The 16,854-nt window shown below is 66.5% G+C and carries 25 protein-coding genes and 1 tRNA gene; 23 read left to right on the forward strand and 3 right to left on the reverse strand.

Going from position 1 to position 16,854, the window contains the following annotated elements; translation table 11 throughout:
• Positions 1 to 46: 46 nt before the first annotated feature.
• Entirely contained in the window at positions 47 to 2,308 is a 2,262-nt protein-coding gene (locus FHT26_RS22745) for an arginine/lysine/ornithine decarboxylase (RefSeq protein WP_168562377.1), read from the reverse strand.
• A 143-nt stretch (positions 2,309 to 2,451) separates the two neighbouring features.
• Here FHT26_RS22745 and FHT26_RS22750 point away from each other — a divergent pair, with 143 nt between their 5' ends.
• From FHT26_RS22750 to FHT26_RS22860, 23 genes are all read left to right on the forward strand, one after another.
• Complete coding sequence (locus FHT26_RS22750) at positions 2,452 to 2,892, forward strand: NfeD family protein (RefSeq protein ID WP_349238207.1); 441 nt, start codon at positions 2,452 to 2,454, stop codon at positions 2,890 to 2,892.
• 36 nt (positions 2,893 to 2,928) lie between these two features.
• Positions 2,929 to 3,846 carry an SPFH domain-containing protein gene (locus FHT26_RS22755; protein ID WP_168562378.1) on the forward strand — a complete coding sequence of 306 codons (918 nt, stop codon included), beginning with the start codon at positions 2,929 to 2,931 and terminating at the stop codon, positions 3,844 to 3,846.
• Between the two features lie 68 nt (positions 3,847 to 3,914).
• Positions 3,915 to 4,005, forward strand: a tRNA-Ser gene (locus tag FHT26_RS22760).
• 164 nt (positions 4,006 to 4,169) lie between these two features.
• The gene (locus FHT26_RS22765) at positions 4,170 to 5,378 is read left to right on the forward strand and encodes a tyrosine-type recombinase/integrase (RefSeq protein ID WP_168562379.1); all 1,209 of its coding nucleotides are present in this window, start codon (positions 4,170 to 4,172) and stop codon (positions 5,376 to 5,378) included.
• A gap of 232 nt (positions 5,379 to 5,610) precedes the next feature.
• A complete protein-coding gene (locus FHT26_RS22770; protein ID WP_168562380.1) occupies positions 5,611 to 5,802 on the forward strand; it encodes a hypothetical protein in 192 nt (63 codons plus the stop codon).
• Positions 5,803 to 5,897: 95 nt separating this feature from the next.
• Positions 5,898 to 6,179, forward strand: a complete 282-nt coding sequence (locus FHT26_RS22775; protein ID WP_168562381.1) for a hypothetical protein — start codon at positions 5,898 to 5,900, stop codon at positions 6,177 to 6,179.
• Complete coding sequence (locus FHT26_RS22780; protein WP_168562382.1) at positions 6,172 to 6,426, forward strand: hypothetical protein; 255 nt, start codon at positions 6,172 to 6,174, stop codon at positions 6,424 to 6,426. The genes FHT26_RS22775 and FHT26_RS22780 overlap by 8 nt, the downstream gene beginning before the upstream one ends.
• Positions 6,427 to 6,549: 123 nt before the next feature.
• Entirely contained in the window at positions 6,550 to 7,041 is a 492-nt protein-coding gene (locus FHT26_RS22785; RefSeq protein WP_168562383.1) for an HNH endonuclease, read from the forward strand.
• Positions 7,034 to 7,291 carry a hypothetical protein gene (locus FHT26_RS22790; protein ID WP_168562384.1) on the forward strand — a complete coding sequence of 86 codons (258 nt, stop codon included), beginning with the start codon at positions 7,034 to 7,036 and terminating at the stop codon, positions 7,289 to 7,291. Before FHT26_RS22785 ends, FHT26_RS22790 begins: the two co-directional genes overlap by 8 nt.
• A 156-nt stretch (positions 7,292 to 7,447) precedes the next feature.
• Complete coding sequence (locus FHT26_RS29575; protein WP_210427543.1) at positions 7,448 to 8,092, forward strand: helix-turn-helix domain-containing protein; 645 nt, start codon at positions 7,448 to 7,450, stop codon at positions 8,090 to 8,092.
• A 142-nt stretch (positions 8,093 to 8,234) separates the two neighbouring features.
• The gene (locus tag FHT26_RS22800) at positions 8,235 to 8,456 is read left to right on the forward strand and encodes a DNA-binding protein (protein WP_168562385.1); all 222 of its coding nucleotides are present in this window, start codon (positions 8,235 to 8,237) and stop codon (positions 8,454 to 8,456) included.
• Positions 8,457 to 8,464: 8 nt separating this feature from the next.
• A complete protein-coding gene (locus FHT26_RS30130; protein ID WP_246868064.1) occupies positions 8,465 to 8,752 on the forward strand; it encodes a helix-turn-helix transcriptional regulator in 288 nt (95 codons plus the stop codon).
• A complete protein-coding gene (locus FHT26_RS22810) occupies positions 8,749 to 8,973 on the forward strand; it encodes a hypothetical protein (RefSeq protein ID WP_168562387.1) in 225 nt (74 codons plus the stop codon). Before FHT26_RS30130 ends, FHT26_RS22810 begins: the two co-directional genes overlap by 4 nt.
• Positions 8,970 to 9,782, forward strand: coding sequence for a helix-turn-helix domain-containing protein (locus FHT26_RS22815; protein ID WP_168562388.1), 813 nt, complete (start codon positions 8,970 to 8,972; stop codon positions 9,780 to 9,782). Before FHT26_RS22810 ends, FHT26_RS22815 begins: the two co-directional genes overlap by 4 nt.
• A complete protein-coding gene (locus FHT26_RS22820; RefSeq protein ID WP_168562389.1) occupies positions 9,779 to 11,128 on the forward strand; it encodes a replicative DNA helicase in 1,350 nt (449 codons plus the stop codon). The genes FHT26_RS22815 and FHT26_RS22820 overlap by 4 nt, the downstream gene beginning before the upstream one ends.
• Before the next feature lie 208 nt (positions 11,129 to 11,336).
• Positions 11,337 to 11,768 (forward strand): DUF5681 domain-containing protein, encoded by a 432-nt coding sequence (locus FHT26_RS22825; protein WP_168562390.1) that lies wholly within the window; start codon positions 11,337 to 11,339, stop codon positions 11,766 to 11,768.
• The gene (locus FHT26_RS22830; RefSeq protein ID WP_168562391.1) at positions 11,765 to 12,004 is read left to right on the forward strand and encodes a hypothetical protein; all 240 of its coding nucleotides are present in this window, start codon (positions 11,765 to 11,767) and stop codon (positions 12,002 to 12,004) included. Before FHT26_RS22825 ends, FHT26_RS22830 begins: the two co-directional genes overlap by 4 nt.
• Positions 11,997 to 13,136 (forward strand): hypothetical protein, encoded by a 1,140-nt coding sequence (locus FHT26_RS22835; RefSeq protein WP_168562392.1) that lies wholly within the window; start codon positions 11,997 to 11,999, stop codon positions 13,134 to 13,136. Before FHT26_RS22830 ends, FHT26_RS22835 begins: the two co-directional genes overlap by 8 nt.
• A gap of 38 nt (positions 13,137 to 13,174) precedes the next feature.
• Positions 13,175 to 13,687 (forward strand): DUF2280 domain-containing protein, encoded by a 513-nt coding sequence (locus tag FHT26_RS22840; RefSeq protein WP_168562393.1) that lies wholly within the window; start codon positions 13,175 to 13,177, stop codon positions 13,685 to 13,687.
• On the forward strand, positions 13,674 to 13,940 hold the full coding sequence (locus FHT26_RS22845) for a hypothetical protein (protein ID WP_168562394.1): 267 nt from the start codon (positions 13,674 to 13,676) through the stop codon (positions 13,938 to 13,940). The genes FHT26_RS22840 and FHT26_RS22845 overlap by 14 nt, the downstream gene beginning before the upstream one ends.
• Before the next feature lie 65 nt (positions 13,941 to 14,005).
• On the forward strand, positions 14,006 to 14,491 hold the full coding sequence (locus FHT26_RS22850; RefSeq protein WP_168562395.1) for a hypothetical protein: 486 nt from the start codon (positions 14,006 to 14,008) through the stop codon (positions 14,489 to 14,491).
• Between the two features lie 170 nt (positions 14,492 to 14,661).
• Positions 14,662 to 15,000, forward strand: a complete 339-nt coding sequence (locus FHT26_RS22855; protein WP_168562396.1) for a hypothetical protein — start codon at positions 14,662 to 14,664, stop codon at positions 14,998 to 15,000.
• Between the two features lie 8 nt (positions 15,001 to 15,008).
• Entirely contained in the window at positions 15,009 to 15,335 is a 327-nt protein-coding gene (locus FHT26_RS22860; RefSeq protein WP_168562397.1) for a hypothetical protein, read from the forward strand.
• Positions 15,336 to 15,574: 239 nt separating this feature from the next.
• On the opposite strand, the gene FHT26_RS22865 is transcribed toward FHT26_RS22860, so the two are convergent.
• Positions 15,575 to 16,063, reverse strand: coding sequence for a hypothetical protein (locus FHT26_RS22865; RefSeq protein ID WP_168562398.1), 489 nt, complete (start codon positions 16,061 to 16,063; stop codon positions 15,575 to 15,577).
• Positions 16,064 to 16,185: 122 nt separating this feature from the next.
• On the reverse strand, positions 16,186 to 16,809 hold the full coding sequence (locus FHT26_RS22870; protein WP_168562399.1) for a hypothetical protein: 624 nt from the start codon (positions 16,807 to 16,809) through the stop codon (positions 16,186 to 16,188).
• Between the last annotated feature and the right edge of the window lie 45 nt (positions 16,810 to 16,854).

A 16,854-nucleotide genomic window follows, 5' to 3' on the forward strand; every position in this document is an offset into this window, starting at 1 on the left:
AGGGTCGCTCAGCGCGGCCCGGCCACCAGCGCGTCGACCGCCGCCATCAGGTTTCCTTCACGCAATCCACGTGGTACGTGCGCGAGCCTTCGCCGCTGTCGTGTTCCACCAGCCCGTGCACGTCGGTGTCGAAGCCGGGGAACTTGCCGTTGAACTCGCGCGTGAACTTCAGGTAGTCGACGATCTTCTTGTTGAAGCGCTCGCCGGGGATCAGCAGCGGGATGCCCGGCGGGTACGGCGTCAGCAGCGAGGTGGTGACACGGCCTTCGAGGTCGTCGATCGCCACCCGCTCGGTGTCGCGGTGCGCGATGCGCGCGAACGCATCGGTCGGCTTCATCGCCGGCTGCAGGTCCGACAGGTACATCTCGGTGGTCAGCCGCGCGATGTCGCCCTTCGCGTACATCTCGTGGATCGACTGGCTCAGGTCGGCCAGCCCCATGCGCTCGTAGCGCGGGTGCGCCGCGACGAACTCCGGCAGCACGCGCCACAGCGGCGCATTGCGGTCGTAGTCGTCCTTGAACTGTTGCAGCGCGGTCAGCAGCGTGTTCCAGCGGCCCTTCGTGATGCCGATCGTGAACATGATGAAGAACGAGTACAGCCCGGTCTTCTCGACCACCACGCCGTGCTCGGCCAGGAACTTGGTGACGATGGACGCCGGGATGCCGGTCTTCGCGAACTTGCCCGAGACGTCGAGCCCGGGCGTGATCAGCGTGCACTTGATCGGGTCGAGCAGGTTGAAGCCGCTCGCCAGGTCGCCGAAGCCGTGCCACTTCTCGCCGGCCTTCAGCACCCAGTCGCTGCTCTTGCCGATGCCTTCGCCGACCAGCTTGTCCGGGCCCCAGACCTTGAACCACCAGTCCTTGCCGTATTCCTTGTCGACCTTGCGCATCGCGCGGCGGAAGTCCATCGACTCGGCGATGCTCTCCTCGACCAGCGCGCGCCCGCCCGGCGCTTCCATCATCGCGGCGGCCACATCGCAGCTCGCGATGATCGCGTACTGCGGGCTGGTCGACGTGTGCATCAGGTAGGCCTCGTTGAAGAGGTGCGTGTCGAGCTTGCGGTGCTGCGCGTCCTGCACCAGCACCTGCGAGGCCTGGCTGATGCCGGCCAGCAGCTTGTGGGTGGACTGCGTCGCGTAGACGATCTGGTCCTTCGGGCGCGGCCGGTTGCGGCCCATCGCATGGAACTCGCCGTAGAACTCGTGGAAGGCGGCGTGCGGCAGCCAGGCTTCGTCGAAATGCAGCGTGTCGATGTAGCCGTCGAGCGATTTCTTGATGCTCTCGGTGTTGTAGAGCACGCCGTCGTAGGTGCTCTGCGTCAGCGTCAGGATGCGCGGCTTGACCTTCTTCGCATCGACACCGGCCAGCAGCGGGTTCTTCGCGATCTTGCGGCGGATGGCCTCGGGCGAGAACTCCGCCTCGGGGATCGGGCCGATGATGCCGTAGTGGTTGCGCGTGGGCGGCAGGAACACCGGCACCGCGCCGGTCATGATGATCGAGTGCAGGATCGACTTGTGGCAGTTGCGGTCGACCACCACCACGTCGCCCGGCGCCACGTTGTGGTGCCACACCATCTTGTTGCTGGTGCTGGTGCCGTTGGTCACGAAGAAGCAGTGGTCGGCGTTGAAGATGCGCGCCGCATTGCGTTCGCTCTCGGCGATCGGGCCGGTATGGTCCAGCAGCTGGCCGAGTTCGTCGACGCTGTTGCAGACGTCGGCGCGCAGCATGTTCTCGCCGAAGAACTGGTGGAACATCCGCCCGACCGGGCTCTTCAGGAACGCGACGCCGCCCGAGTGGCCGGGGCAGTGCCAGGAGTACGAGCCGTCCTGCGCGTAGTCGACCAGCGCACGGAAGAACGGCGGCGCGAGGCCGTCCATGTAAGACTTGGCTTCGCGGATGATGTGGCGGGCCACGAACTCCGGCGTGTCCTCGAACATGTGGATGAAGCCGTGCAGCTCGCGCAGCACGTCGTTGGGCAGGTGCTGCGAGGTGCGCGTCTCGCCGTACAGGTAGATCGGGATCTCGGCGTTCTTGAAGCGGATCTCCTGGATGAACTTGCGCAGGTTCAGCACCACCGGGTCGAGCTCGGGCCCCTGGGTGAACTCGTTGTCGTCGATCGACAGGATGAACGCGCTGGCACGGCTTTGCTGCTGCGCGAACTGCGACAGGTCGCCATAGCTGGTGGCGCCCAGCACCTCGAAGCCTTCCTTCTCGATGGCCGCGGCCAGCGCCCGGATTCCCAGGCCCGAGGTGTTCTCGGAACGGAAGTCTTCGTCGATGATGACGATCGGAAAGTTGAAACGCAGCATGGTCACCTCAAGGAAAACGCCGGGCGGCAACAGAATGGAAGGCGCGAAGTGTAGGGCCGTTCGATGACGGGTGTGGGGCCCCCTTACACTGCCCTTCGGTGCGTGCGGGGTGGACGCAACAGACCTTCAAACGAGGAGAGTCCATGGACATGAGCCCGTCGACGTTCTGGTGGGTGGCAGCCGGGGTGGCCGTGGCCGCCGAGCTGGCCACCGGCACCTTCTACCTGCTGATGTTCGCGCTCGGCCTGGCCGCTGCGGCGCTGGCGGCCCTGCTCGGCTTCAAGCTGCCCGGCCAGCTGGTGATGGCGGCCGTGGTGGGCGGCGGCGCGGTCGCGCTGTGGCACTGGCGGCGCCTGCAGCGGCCAGCCGCCGGCCCGGTGCGAGAGAACCGCGACGTCAACATCGACATCGGCGAGCGGGTGAGCGTGGCGGCCTGGGCCGACGACCGCACCGCCCGCGTGCCCTACCGCGGCTCCACCTGGACCGCGCGGCTCGCCCCCGATGCGCCCGCACTGCCCGGCGAGCACGTGGTGCAGGCGGTGGAAGGCAACTGGCTGGTGCTGGTGCCCGCCGCGGGCCGCTGATCCCTCTCCCCTCCCCTACTCCCTGGAAAGCCTCTCATGGAAATCGCGTTGATTCTGGTGGTGATCGTCGGCATCTTCATCGTGCGCACGCTGAAGATCGTGCCGCAGCAGCATGCCTGGGTGGTCGAGCGGCTGGGCAAGTACGACCGCACGCTGGTGCCGGGGCTGAGCTTCGTGGTGCCGTTCATCGAGCGGGTGGCCTACAAGCATTCGCTGAAGGAAGTGCCGCTCGACGTGCCGAGCCAGGTCTGCATCACGAAGGACAACACGCAGCTGCAGGTCGACGGGATCATCTACTTCCAGATCACCGACCCGATGCGCGCGAGCTACGGCTCGAGCAACTACGTGTTCGCGATCACGCAGCTGGCGCAGACGCTGCTGCGCTCGGTGATCGGCAAGATGGAGCTGGACAAGACCTTCGAGGAACGCGACACGATCAACGGCGCGGTGGTGAGCGCGCTCGACGAGGCGGCCGGCAACTGGGGCGTGAAGGTGCTGCGCTACGAGATCAAGGACCTGACGCCGCCGGCCGAGATCCTGCGCTCGATGCAGGCGCAGATCACCGCCGAGCGCGAGAAGCGCGCGCTGATCGCCGCGTCCGAAGGCCGCAAGCAGGAACAGATCAACATCGCGACCGGCGAGCGCGAGGCCTCGATCGCCCGCTCCGAAGGCGCGCGGCAGGCCGAGATCAACAAGGCGCAGGGCGAGGCCGCGGCGATCACTGCGGTGGCCGACGCCACCGCTGGCGCGATCCGCAAGATCGCCGAGGCGATCCGCGAGCCCGGCGGCGAGCAGGCGGTGCAGCTGAAGGTGGCCGAGAAGGCGGTGGACGCCTATGCGCACCTGGCGCAGAAGAACAATACGATGATCGTGCCGGGGAACATGACCGAGGTCGCCGGGCTGATCGGCACCGCGATGGCGCTGATGAAGGCGAAGGCGCCGGGCCAGGCCTGACGCCCGAGCGAAATTCCCGTGGGGCCGGGCCGAAGCCGCCCCGGAGGTAGGCTAAACTCGCCGGCTCCGGAGAGATGGATGAGCGGTTTAAGTCGCACGCCTGGAAAGCGTGTGGGGGCTAATAACCCCCCGCGGGTTCGAATCCCGCTCTCTCCGCCAGTTATTAATCGCAGGACCTCCAAAGTCCTCGCAAAAGTCGGCTGCAACGGCCGATTTCCCTCGGTAGATCGCCTCAGGTCCTCGCTTTTGGTCCTTTGACATCGCGCCGAACACAGGGGTAGATTCACGACGCCGTACCCCGCGCGGCGCCTCCACTACCCCCAATGCCTCTCACCGACACAGCGATTCGCAACGCGAAGTCCGCACCCAAGCCCGTCAAGATGTTCGACGCCGGCGGGCTGTTCCTGCTGGTGCAGCCGACGGGCTCGAAGCTCTGGCGGTTGAAGTACCGGTTCGGCGGCAAAGAGAAGCTCCTCGCGCTCGGCGCGTACCCCGAGGTGGGCCTGCGCGATGCACGCACGCGCCGCGATCGGGCGCGAGAGCAACTGGCCAATGACGAAGACCCCGGCCAGCTGCGCAAGATCGACAAGCTGCTGAAGCGCACCGCGGCCGACAACGCCTTCGAGAGCGTCGCGCGCGCCTGGTGGCAGAACTGGAAGGCCGACAAGACCGAGCGGCACGCCGACCAGGTGCTGCGCCGGCTCGAGGCCGACGTCTTCCCGGACCTGGGCGCCCTACCCTTGTCGAGCATCACGGCGCCGCTGCTGCTGTCCGTGTGCCTCAAGGTGCAAAACCGCGGCGCGGCCGACATCGCGAAGCGCGCCTACCAAGGCTGCAGCCAGATCTTCCGGTACGCGATCGCCCATGGCCTGATCGACCGGAACCCGGCAGCCGATGTGCGCCCGTCCGATGCGCTGCGCCCGACCAGGAAGGTCAACCACGCCCGCCTCGACGCCAAGGAAGTGCCGGAGTTGCTCCGGAAGATCGAGGCCTACGACGGCTCGCCGCTGACGCGGTGCGCGCTGAAGCTGATGGCGCTGACCTTCGTTCGGACGACCGAGCTGATCGCCGCGCGGTGGTCCGAGTTCGACCTCGAGGCCGGTCAGTGGCGTATCCCGGCGGAGCGGATGAAGAAGCGCCGGCCGCACATCGTGCCGCTGTCGAAGCAGGCCCTGGCGGTCGTCGCGGACCTGCAGACCTTCCGCAACCTGAGCGACATGGTGTTCCCCGGCGAGCGCGATCACGACAAGCCGATGAGCAACAACACGATCCTCTTCGCGCTCTACCGCATGGGCTACCACTCGCGCATGACCGGGCACGGCTTCCGCGGGGTCGCGTCGACCATCCTCCACGAGCTCGGACACCGGCACGACCTCATCGAGCTGCAGCTGGCCCACCAGGAGCAGAACGAGGTCTCCGCCGCGTACAACCACGCGACCTACGTCCCGCAGCGGACGAAGATGATGCAGGAGTGGGCCGACCACCTGGACGCTCTGCGAGACGGCGCGAAGGTACTGCCGTTCGCCGCGTGAAGGCCATGAGCCCGTATCGAAACGAGGCGTCGGCAGGCGCTCGCCCCTGCGGCGGTCGCGTCATGCGAGAGGCCAATGCAGGCACCGCCCATTTCACTCCGAGACCTCTCCAGGCGACGCCTGCTGTCAGCCACCTTGTTTGACAGGGGCAATACAAATCGAGGTCCTCTGCACGGCCCGATCCCAGGAAAGAGCCCTTGCAAATTATTGAAAAAGGATTACTATTTCAATCATGGATGTACCGAGCAAGAAGGGTGGTGCGCGAGCCGGCAGCGGCAGGAAGCCCCTGCAGCCAGGCGTCACGGCCGTCGCCGTGGTGGTGAAGATGACCGCCGCCCAGAAGGAGAAGCTGCAGCGCCTCGGTGGCGCACCGTGGGTCCGCGACAGCATCGACCGAGCGCGCGAGCCGACCCCGAAGGAATGAATCCGGCGCCTCAGCGGCCCTGAGGCAAAGCGGGCCCGCAAGGTGGTGGAACACCAAGCGGGCCCTGACCACAAACGATCGAAAGGAGATCGGATATGGCTACCAGAGATTCTGCCCCTCAGTCGGTCGAGACTGACCGCATCGAACTTGGGCTTGAAGCCCTGAGCGAGCAGCGCGACACATTCCACGCACTCGCGAGCGCCTTGACTGACCGTTTCAGAATGACCAAGGACGCCAACGGGGACATCCGCGACGTTGTCGGCCTGAAGCTGAGCGAGCACCTCGAAGATCTGTTGGCAAGCGCAGCCGACTTCAAGACAGCGCGGGCCCTGATGGGCCTGCCCGAGTGGCCCGCGAAGGAGGATAGTCATGCCTGAGAACCTTGCATCGAACCTGCAGCCCGAGTTGCTCAGACGTGCCCAAGATGCGCTGATGGTCGCATCCAGGATGGGTTGCGCGATGAAGGATCTTGTCGGGCGCGTAGAGGATGACCTCGCCCTGGCCGACCAGTACGGCATCGTCTGCGCCATGCAGGCTTGCATTGACGCGCTGGAGAATGCCGTGCAAAACACGCTCGACGAGATGGGCGGACTTGTGAAGCGGGCGGAGGTGAATCATGGCTGAGGACGCAAAAAGAGCTGCGGCGCTTGAGCGGATGGACGCGCAATGACTGAGCGAGCCTCTGCCCTCCTTCATCGGCCAATCTTCGGCGGCGTCTTCGGCAAGGGTCGTTACGCATTGGCGACGTTGCCGACGGTCACCCGCGGCCTGCACGCCGTCCGCCACCTGGTGATCGAGCCGACCACCGGCACGGTCATCGGCGCCGGCGACGACAAGCTGCAGGCGTTGGCCGCCGCGCGCAAGGTGCTCCGCGCCACCGAGGCACTCGCGCGGGTCGAGGCCCAGGCTCGCGTACAGCTCGAGGGACAGGGCCTGCTGTTCCATCCCGACGAACTGGCGCAGCCGCCGGTGCGCGAACGCGCGCGGCCGGTGTCGAAGCGTCGCCGCGACGTGCACGCGAAGTGCGACGGCCGGTGCCACTACTGCGGCAAGGTGCTCGCGCTCGATGGGTCGTGGCACGTCGAGCACGCTCTGCCTCGCGCGCTGGGCGGTCTCGACGAGATCAGCAACCTGTTCGCCGCGTGCGCTCCGTGCAACCTGGCGAAGCGCGATCGCACGGCGCTGGAGTTCGTCGCTGCGGAACTGCGGCGCATCGCGAAGGGAGGGTCCAATGGCTGACACATCGAGCGCCGCTGAGACAGGCCGTCTGCTTGCCGTCGTCCACGTGCAACTCGCAGCCCTGAGCGCCGTGGTGGCGAGCATCATCGAAGCAGCGCCGGAACAGGAGCGCATCGTCATGCTGGCGAAGGCCCAACAGGCGATCGAGACCATGCACGCCAGCCTGCTCGCGCAGAGCGGGCCCATCTCCGAGATCGAGCTGGGGGCGCTCGAGAACTTTCGGCGGATCCTGCTGGGGGACGTGACGTGAATCGCCGTGACAATTCGGGGGTAGCCCTGGGGGCCCGGTGGATGTCGGCAGGCTGTGGCGCCCAGCGTCGACGCCAGCCACCGGGCGACGTTCGCATCCCTATTGAGCGTCAGAGCGCCATGTCCGCGCAGCGCTCGACCTAGGACGGGCCGCTGCATGGCTACATCCCGTTGGAGAGAGCTTGCGGACGACGGTCTGCAGTACGACGTTTCAGCGGAGACGGAACGGCTACTCGCGGAGGCTCGATCAGTGGAGCGCAGGCGCAAGGAGCCTCACCCCACCCAGCTCTCGGCCATTGGCGCGGCCATTTCGGCGCTGGTGGGCCCCACCGCGACCTTCGCACCCGTCGCGGCTCGCATAGCACTCGACGACGGGAAAACCGAGCCGCCAGCGCGCAGAGTTTCGGCCATCCCGTTCTATGACGTACACGCCCGGCTGAGGGAGGCCCGTGAGTTCGATCGTCAAGAAGCGATTGAGACCGCAAGGCTCGTTGAACTTGCTCGGCTGAGCGCACGCGCCGAGTACGAAGCGCAGATTGGCACCGCATCGTCCGCAGAGGTCCGCGTCGATGCGCGCAGCGCCCGTGAGGCACACGAGCGGCGTCTGACGCCGGCTCAGGAGACGGAGATCCGGGCGCGTCTGGCCAAGGGGGACACGAAGGCTTCGCTGGCCAGGGAATTCGGCGTATCGCGCCCGATCATCGCAAAGTACGAGTCCACCTCTGAGCGTGGCAACGGCGGGCACTCCAACGATCCGTTTGGCCTCGCCGCGGCTCCAAAGGTCAACCGCAAATCGAGGTGAAACCGTTTCAGGGGTTGCACCGTGACACCGCGGCGGCCCGCATGAAATAAGGCTTTGTGCCCGACAGGCGCCAGTCTCTTGACTGCAACTGGGGTTGCACTCAGACAGTTCGGCCATGTTCAACGAATCGAGAGATTCAAGCATGGCTGCAAGCAGCGCTCAACCCCTCCCGCTGGAGCAGGAACGTCGGGCCAATCTACCGACGGCCGACGCGGCTTTCCACCTGAACCGATCGGCCCAGACGCTCCGGCTCTGGGCGTGCAAGGACCTCGGGCCGGTGCACCCGCTGCGCATCAACGGCCGCCTCGCCTGGCCGACGGCTGACCTGCGCCGCGTGCTCGGCATCGAATCGGCCCAGCAGTGAGGGCCGTGATGCAACCGAGCCAATCATCCGCGACCGCGCGCTCAGGCTTGCCCGAAGCCGTCCCGCCGGCCCCCCCGCCCACTTCGCCACGCAGCCGATGGGTACGCGCGAAGGAGCTGTCGCAAACCCTGGGCGTGTGCGAGCAGACGGTCTGGCGCTGGGCAAGCGAGAAGCTGATGCCCGCGCCGGCGAAGCTCAGCGCGCGCACCACCGTGTGGGACATGAACGCCATCGACGCCTGGCTCGACGCGAAGGCCGCCGGCGCGAACCCGGCTCACGCCAAGGGGGCTGCATGAGCACCGATCACGCCTACTGCACCCCGGAGGTCGCAGACCAGGCCGCGGGCGCCATCGAGGCGCAACAGCTGGTCGACGCCATCGCTGACGGCCGACTCGAGCCGCAGCACGCCTGGGTGGCGTTCACCGAGCTGCAGGGCCGCCACGGTCGCAACGCGCAGGCGCTGAAGGCCTTCGTCATCCGCCTCGCGAAGGCGGCCCGCACGGTGCGCAGCGAATGAGCGTCCAGACCATGGCGGCGGTCTGGCGCGGCTCGCAGCACAGCGGCAGTGCCCTGCTGATGATGCTCGCCATCGCCGACTTCTCCGACGACAAGGGCGTCGCCTACCCGGCCGTCTCCACGCTGGCCGAGAAGACGCGCATGAAGCCGCGGAACGCGCACTACCTGCTGACCACGCTGCAGGAGAGCGGTGAACTGGTCGTGAAGATCGGCGCCGGGCCGCGCGGCACGAACCTGTATCGCATCGCCCTTGATCGGCTCGACCGGGTGCAACCGGTTGCAGGGGTGCAAGGCAATGCAGGGATGCAACACGGTGCAGGGCTGCAAGCGGCTGCAGGGATGCAACCCAGTGCGCGAGGGGGTGCAACCGGTTGCGCAAACCCCCTGCACCCCATTGCACCCGAACCATCATTGAACCATCAGGAACCATCAGGTAGGTCGCTGACGCGACCGAAGCGCCCCAAGTTGCCGGTTTGCCCTCACGACGAGATCGTCGACGCGTACCACGAGATCCTTCCCGAACTGCCCCGGGCCTTGCTCATGGAGGCGAAGGGGCGGAAGGAGAAGATCTCCGACTTCTGGGGCTGGGTGCTGACGAGCAAACGCTCGAACGGCACGCGGCGCGCGGAGACGCCGGAAGAGGCCATCGCCTTCATCCGGACCTACTTCGAACGCGCCCGGTCGAACGACTTCATCATGAACCGCGGCGTCCGAAGCGGGGCCCACGCGAAGTGGCGGGCCGACCTCGAGTACGTCATCGGCGACAAGGGCCGTGTCCAGGTCATCGAGCGCACGGAGGTGACGGCATGACCGATGCCATTGAACCGTCTGCGCCCACATCGAGCATCGAGGCCGAGCAATCCGTCCTCGGCGCCTTGCTCGCGGACGACGGCGCATTCGACCAGGTCGCCGACATGCTCACCGCGGCGCACTTCGCGAGCCGCGATCACGCGATGATCTGGACGGCCATCGCGGGCCTCGCGACCGCGCGCCGGCCGGTCGATGCGCTCACGGTGCACGAGGTGCTGCGCGACCGCGGTCAGGACGAGACCTGCGGCGGCGTGACCTATCTCGCCCGGCTTGCTACCGGCTGCCTCACGATCCGGAATGTGCGTCGGCATGCCTCCGTCGTGCTGGACCGCTACGCTGCGCGGATGCTGCTGCATGCGGCGGAACAGGCGCTGGAGATCGCCAGCGCGCACGGCGCCGTCGGCGACAAGGTCGACCAGATCAGCTCGCTGTTCGCCGGCCTGCAGCGCGAACAGGTGCGCAAGGCGCCTCGTCCGATCGCCGACCTGGCCATCGAGCGCATCGGGGAGTACGAAGCCCTGTCCGAGGGTCGGAAGGTCGCCGGCTGGCCCACCAGCATCCCTGCCCTGAACCGCTGGCTGAATGGCGGCGTCCGCCCCGGCTCGCTGTACATGCTCGCCGCACGGCCCGGCATCGGGAAGTCGTCGTTCTCGCAGCAGCTCGGCATGCACTTCGCCGCGGACGGTCTGCCTACCCTGTTCCTCTCGCAGGAGATGGCGGACACCGAAGTCGCGGACCGCGCTGTCGCCAACTCCGGCCGCGTCAGCTACAGCGCGCTGCTCACGGGCAAGATGGAGCGCGAGGACTGGGCTCGCACGACCGAGGCGATGGAGAGCCTGGCGGCCCTGCCCCTCTACATCGACGACCAGCCCGCGCTGACGCTGCGCGACATCCGCTTCAAGGCGAAGCTCGTGCCCGGCCTGAAGGTGCTGATCGTCGACTACCTGCAGCTCACCGCCAGCAGCCGGCGCGACGGCAACCGGAACGCCGAGATCGAGGAGGTCACCCGCGGTCTGAAGACCCTCGCGAAGGAACTCGGCATCGCGGTCATCGCGCTGTCGCAGTTGAATCGAAACGTCGAGACGCGCAACACCAAGCGCCCGATGCTCAGCGACCTCCGCGACTCGGGCGCTGTAGAGCAGGACGCTGACGTCGTGCTGTTCCTCTGGCCGGTCCGCGAGTTCCCGAAGGAAGGCCGCTGCATCGTCGGCCTGTGCGCCGAGAAGAACCGCCAGGGTGCGCGTGGCGAGGTCGGCCTCGACTTTCACGGCGACACGCAGCGCTGGGCCGAGAGCACCGCCGACATCAACCCGCCCGCCCGCAACGCAAGGGACGGCGAGCTGTGACCCACCACACTTCCCCGTCGCAGGCCTGGGCGCGCGCGAACCGCGCCGGCGGCCCAGTGAATGACCAGCAAGCCTCCGAAACCGGCTGCGCGCCCCATGCAATCGCCGAATCGGCGGCCGCGCGGCGCACCGATGTACCCCCGCCCGTATCCCCTCCCCCAGGCCCGTGCGCCGAATCGCCGGCCATTGATAGAGCAGGAAAAGAGCAGTGACGAACGAACAGAAGAAGCGCGGCGGCTGGCAGCCCGGCACGAGCGGCAATCCGCGAGGGCGAAAGCCCGGCACGGGCAAGGTCGCCAAGCTGCGCGCCGAGATCGAGAAAGAGGTGCCCGCCCTCGTGAAGGTGCTGCTGCAGCGCGCGCTGGCCGGGGACGTAGGTGCCGCCCGATTGCTGCTCGAGCGGACGATCGCACCGCTGAAGGCCAGCGAGGTCGCGGCACCGGTGTCCCTGCCCGATGGGTCGCTCACCGACCAGGGCCGCGCCGTCCTCGGTGCTGCCGGCGCCGGCACGCTCACGCCTGGCCAGGCGGCGCAGCTGCTCGCCGGGCTCGGCGCACTCGCGAAGCTCATCGAGACCGATGAACTCGCGCGGCGCATCGCTGCGCTCGAAGAAAAGCAATCCGGCGGAGGCACCCCATGACCGGTTTCTGCGAACTCCCGGACGGCTCGCCGGCCAAGCCGCTGCTGGCGTCGATCGTCCACGTCGGAGACCTGATGGCCGAGCACCCGGATCTGCTGCCGCCGGTGTTCGCCGATGCGTTCTTCCGTTCGCTGTGTGCCGCGGCCCAACTCCTCCTGCGCGCGGAACTTGCCAGCGCTGCCGCAGCGCGCGCAGCCGTCGCAGGCCAGACCGGGCGACCAGACGCGAATGGATGATTGCACCAACCCCATGCGCGTGGCGCTCGACCAACTCCTGACGCTGGTCGGTGAGACGACGGCCCGCGATGTAGTGCGCGAAATCGGGCGTCGATCCGCACAAGTCGAGTTGGAGCGCGTGATCGTGCGCCGCATCGCCATGCAGCTGCTGCAAGAGCGCGCTCCGCGCTGGGCGATCCGCGATCGCCTGGTTTCACGCGGCATCAACTTGCGCACGGCCTATCGCGTGATCGACGCCGTGTTGAGCGCCGGGCCACGTTGTGACAACAACGCCCCTCCGATGACAAACACGCTCCGCAGCATTCGATCTCCTCAATCAACGGCCACGCCCATGACCCTCACCCTGAAAGATCTCACTGCGAAGCGCGAAGCCTTGCAGAGTCAACTGACCCGAATCGACGTCCCGGGCCGCCGCTTGGCGGAAGCGAACGCCCGGGCGAAACACGATCGCCTGAAGAGCGACGGTCGAGACCAGCGGGACCGGAGCGTGAGCGAGGAGCTGCAGGCCGCAAGCCAAGCCGCCGCCCAGGCGCGACGCGATCTTGTATCAGCGGAACACTCGGCCGGTCCCCTCCAACGCGAGTTCAACGAACTGTCGCAAATGCTGGGCGGGGCCGAGGCCGCCGACAGAGCCCAGCACGAATTGGATTCGATCCGCGAAGTGGTAGCCGAGGCCGTGAAGGGTGTGACCAAGGCCGAATCTGCTGTCAAGGCCATGCAGCATCTCATCGAGAGGGAGCAGGCGGCCTTCGAAGTCGCGCGCACCAGCGCAGCGGCCAATCTGTTGGCCGCGGTGAAAGCCGGTGCCGATGCGACGAAGGTGTCCAGTCCGAATCTGGACAAGCTCGCCACACTCGAGTTGGCGAAGGTCAGCGCCGAAGAAGAGTTGGCGGCAGCGAAGGCAACCCTGGATGCCGCGAGGAAGCGCGAGGTGGCCATCAGACATGACCTCCGGGTAGCTCAGGCGGCGGTTGCCTCCCTCGGCCATGAGCTCGCCCTGGCCACCTACACCGAGGCGCTCGGCGCATACATGGCAGCGCACTGGCGCGCATACAACGATCGCTGCGGCACCGCGGATCCGCGCGGCGCCGCCGGCGAGATCGCGCAGCGGCTCTTGGATCGCGAGGGCTGACCACGGGCAGCGGCATTACTCGATCAGGCATTAACGGAATGACAACCCTCAATGAACCCGTGAAGCTGGCGATGGTGCAGGCGCTGGCGTGCTTCGACACCCCCGCCCAGGTGGTCGATCACATCAAGCAGGAATTCGGTGTCGTCATCACTCGCCAGCGGGCCAGCGCCTACGACCCGACGAAGGTCAGCGGCAAGAAGCTCAGCGCAAAGCTGAAGGCGGTGTTCCACGCCAGTCGTGAAGCGTTCCTGACGCAGACGAGCGACATCCCCATCGCGCACCGCTCCTACCGCCTGCGGGTCCTGCAGAGGGAATTGGAGCGGGCCGAGGCACGTGGCAACGTCGCCATGGTTCTGCAGTTGCTTGAGCAGGCGGCCAAAGAGGTGGGCGGCATGTTCACGAACCGACGCGAGGTGTCGGGCCCGGGCGGCGGTCCGGTGCAATCGGTACAGCTGACCGTGCCGATCGACCCCATTGAGGCCGCGGCCGCCTACCAGAAGCTCATGCAGGAACTCGATGTGGCATCGCGGACCGTCCGTGAACTTTACTGAACATGTGCACATGGCAGGAGCCCTGTCGCTGCGGGCGCGGCTCGCGCATCTCGAGCGAGCGGCCAGCGTGGAAGGTGAGTTCCGCGGCGTCATCGAGTTCGACAGCGCGTTCGAATCCGTTGCCGCTGCAGCGGGCCGCGCACCGGCGCCAGGCCTCTACATGCTGGCCGACGCTCGAACGGACGCGGGCTGCCTCATACAGGCGCTGGGTCGCGGCGCATTCAAAGTCATCCACGACGAAATCTCTTCCTAGTATTTCTACAGCCCGACATGGCGAGGGTGAACAGCCGAGAGCCGCGGCGATTGAACGAGGCCCCTATGCCCCAATTCACGACCAACATCCAGCCCGGCGGCCACCCGCCGCCGGCCGACCGGCGCACGACCGCTTCTCCCACCGCCGAGAGGAACGCAGCGCCCACGGCTGAGGAGTTCGAGTGCATGGAGATCGCCGGGCGCCTGAAGCTGAGCCTCAACAGCTGGCTCAGCGTCGAGGATCTCGCCGGGCTCGGGCTGACGCGACTCAAGGAGCTGCAGCAGAAGAATGCCGCCGGGACGCAAACACCTGCACCGGCAAACCGGTATGCGAGCTACGACCTCAACGCGATCAACAGCGGCGAGCCGGACGAAGGTGAGTTGCTGCGGCTGATCAGCGAGGTCGTCTCTTTGGTGCGCGGCGCAGGCACCGAGGCGATGAAGGGCCTGGGTGAGGCAACGCTCAAGGACCTGAAGAAGCGCCTGACGACGGCCAGCAACTCGAATGGCAACTATCTCGGCTACGACCTCAACAACCCTTCGGGCCTGTGACCTCTCGGACCTTCCGCTGCGCACCAGACCTGCTCAGTCGAGTCTCTGGCTGCGCGGTCGCCGCGGCTGAGGCTCCACCGATCGAGCGTGACACGCCGTGGGACCATCCAGTCCACAAACTGACCTCGGCTGCTGCCTGCGATCGGCCAGCCGTCGAGGGTCCGCGGTCGGTGTTCGACCTGGCCGCATGGGACCTGCGCGTCCGCGTCGCGCAGCAGGACGTGGGACCCGCCAACAGCGTCCAAGTCGCGCGCGTCGACGGTGTCACGCGGTGCACCGGCGCTCAGTACCCAGACAACCGCTGGACGGAAGAGAAACAGGAGAAGGAGATCGCCCGCCGCGCGCGGCAGCGGCCGCCGCGCAACAACTGGGGCGCGCGCCGCATCAGCAAGAAGCTCGAGGAGCTGGTGGGCGTGAAGCGCGTCCGGTCCGAACCTCTCGCGAGCGCCAACGACAGCGATGACTTCTCGGACGGCGGCAGCGCGCTCGCTGCGGCGGGCTTCAGGTGATTCGTTGCGTGGGCAACCTACGAACGCGCCTTGCCAATCTCGAATCCGTCTCTGAACGTGGCCGGAGTTCTCGCGACAACGAGTTACAGAACGCCGTATCGGCGCTCTTCGATGCGCTCGAGCGTCACTATCTCCACGGCGGCTACGTCCGTGCCACGGATGGAACGATCGCCCGCCAGACGGCGTGGGTGCAAGTCACCGCGGCGGCGAAACGACTGGAGGCCGGCGCGTTGACCGAGCAGGATCGCGCCGCACTGGAAGCGATGCCCGATGCCGCAATTGGCATCTTCGGGCACACCGCCCAGGCGTTCCTGGTCGCGGCGGGTTTCGGCTGATTCGCTGCTGGACCAGCATTCACATCAACGGATGCCGGCCGCAACCACCGCCTCACCCTACCCGGTTCGCATCAAGCGACACCCCGCGACCTACCCCCAATCCCGGACTCGCTCCGACCCGATTCAGGAATGACCAAAGACGCCGGCGACGATCCTCTAGAAAACGCTGCAGAGCGGCATGTCGAACGAGAAGAAAGCCGGGCAGAGCCGCTACGACAATGGCTAACAGTGCACGCTCGTCAGAACCCGATGCGCGATCGGTTGGGAGTTGGCGAGGAGAGGGTCTGCAGCGTCTCGCCCGCAATCCGCTCGAACAGAGGCGCCAGAGTCGGGCTGGCGTTCTGCGGATCGAAGTCGAACTCAGTGCCGCTGTAGACGATCCGCGCGGCTGCGCCATTCACCGCAAGGCCGATGTTGAACGACTCCGTCAAGTTGTTCGGCGCTGCAGTTTCGTACTTGAGTCGGACTCGAACATACCGGTAACCGTCGTGGCCGCTGGGCATTTTCAACGTTCCAACCAACCCAGCTGGCGCGATAGCAAAGGTGGCCGGCGTGGCCTTCAACTCTTCATCAACCTCGACGAGGCGGAACTTGTCTGTCGAGCACCCGAGGAAAGTGGCGTACTCCCGCACGAATTGATGGGCCATGTACTCGCACTTTTTGGCGTTGCTGTACTCCCTTTGAGACACCACGACTGCAAGCGCAGCGAGTTCCTGGTATTTGGTCATGAAGCCTCCAAGACGTGCCCTGATTCTGATCCAAACGAAGTGCTGCCGACGCTGGCGACTCAGCGAATCACCGCCGACTCTTCATTGTTCGCGGAGGTCGCTCTGTGATGTTCCTTTCCAGTCTATTGACCAGGCGGCGGATCGCTCGGATCGCGCACTGCCCGAAGTGCCCACTGCATCCGCTGAAAGTCGTCATTCACGGCGGCGTACTCCGCGCGCCAATGCGCGTGCGCCTGAGACACACCGTTGGTGGAGATCACCAAGGGACCGACCGGAACCCCGCCCCCCAGTTTTTCTATCGCTTCGTGGGTGCGGTCGATAACGTCGATGACGACATTCACGGAGTAGGCGTTGCTCAGTGTCTGCAGCGGCACGGACTCCAGACTGTCGAGCGCACGTATGAGGGCGGAGCGACTCTTCCGGACCACAGCGATCGTCAAATTCTGGTTGTTCTGTGCGGTCGAGTACAGGCGGTGAAACTGAATGTGTACTTCCCGCACCAGGCTGATGAAGAGGGACAGCACGCGCTCTTCCTCTCGCAATCGGGATTCCTCGGCGCGGGCCTCGGCATGCCGGTGCTGGAGCAGCGGGACGCCAACTGCGATAGCCAATGCTACGACCGCAGCGAAAGCCTGCATCCAAGATGCCCAGTCGCTTCGGGGCATGCAGACAGCGTCCCAGTTGTGGAGCCACAGCAGGCAGTACTGCGGCGTGGGCGGGCTCGCCGGCACGGTCAGAGCATCCATTCGTCTCCTCCTGGCGCGATGGTACGTCGCCCCAAAGCAGCGCGA

This window comes from Rhizobacter sp. SG703 (assembly GCF_012275445.1).
Taxonomy (GTDB): Bacteria; Pseudomonadota; Gammaproteobacteria; order Burkholderiales; family Burkholderiaceae_C; genus Rhizobacter.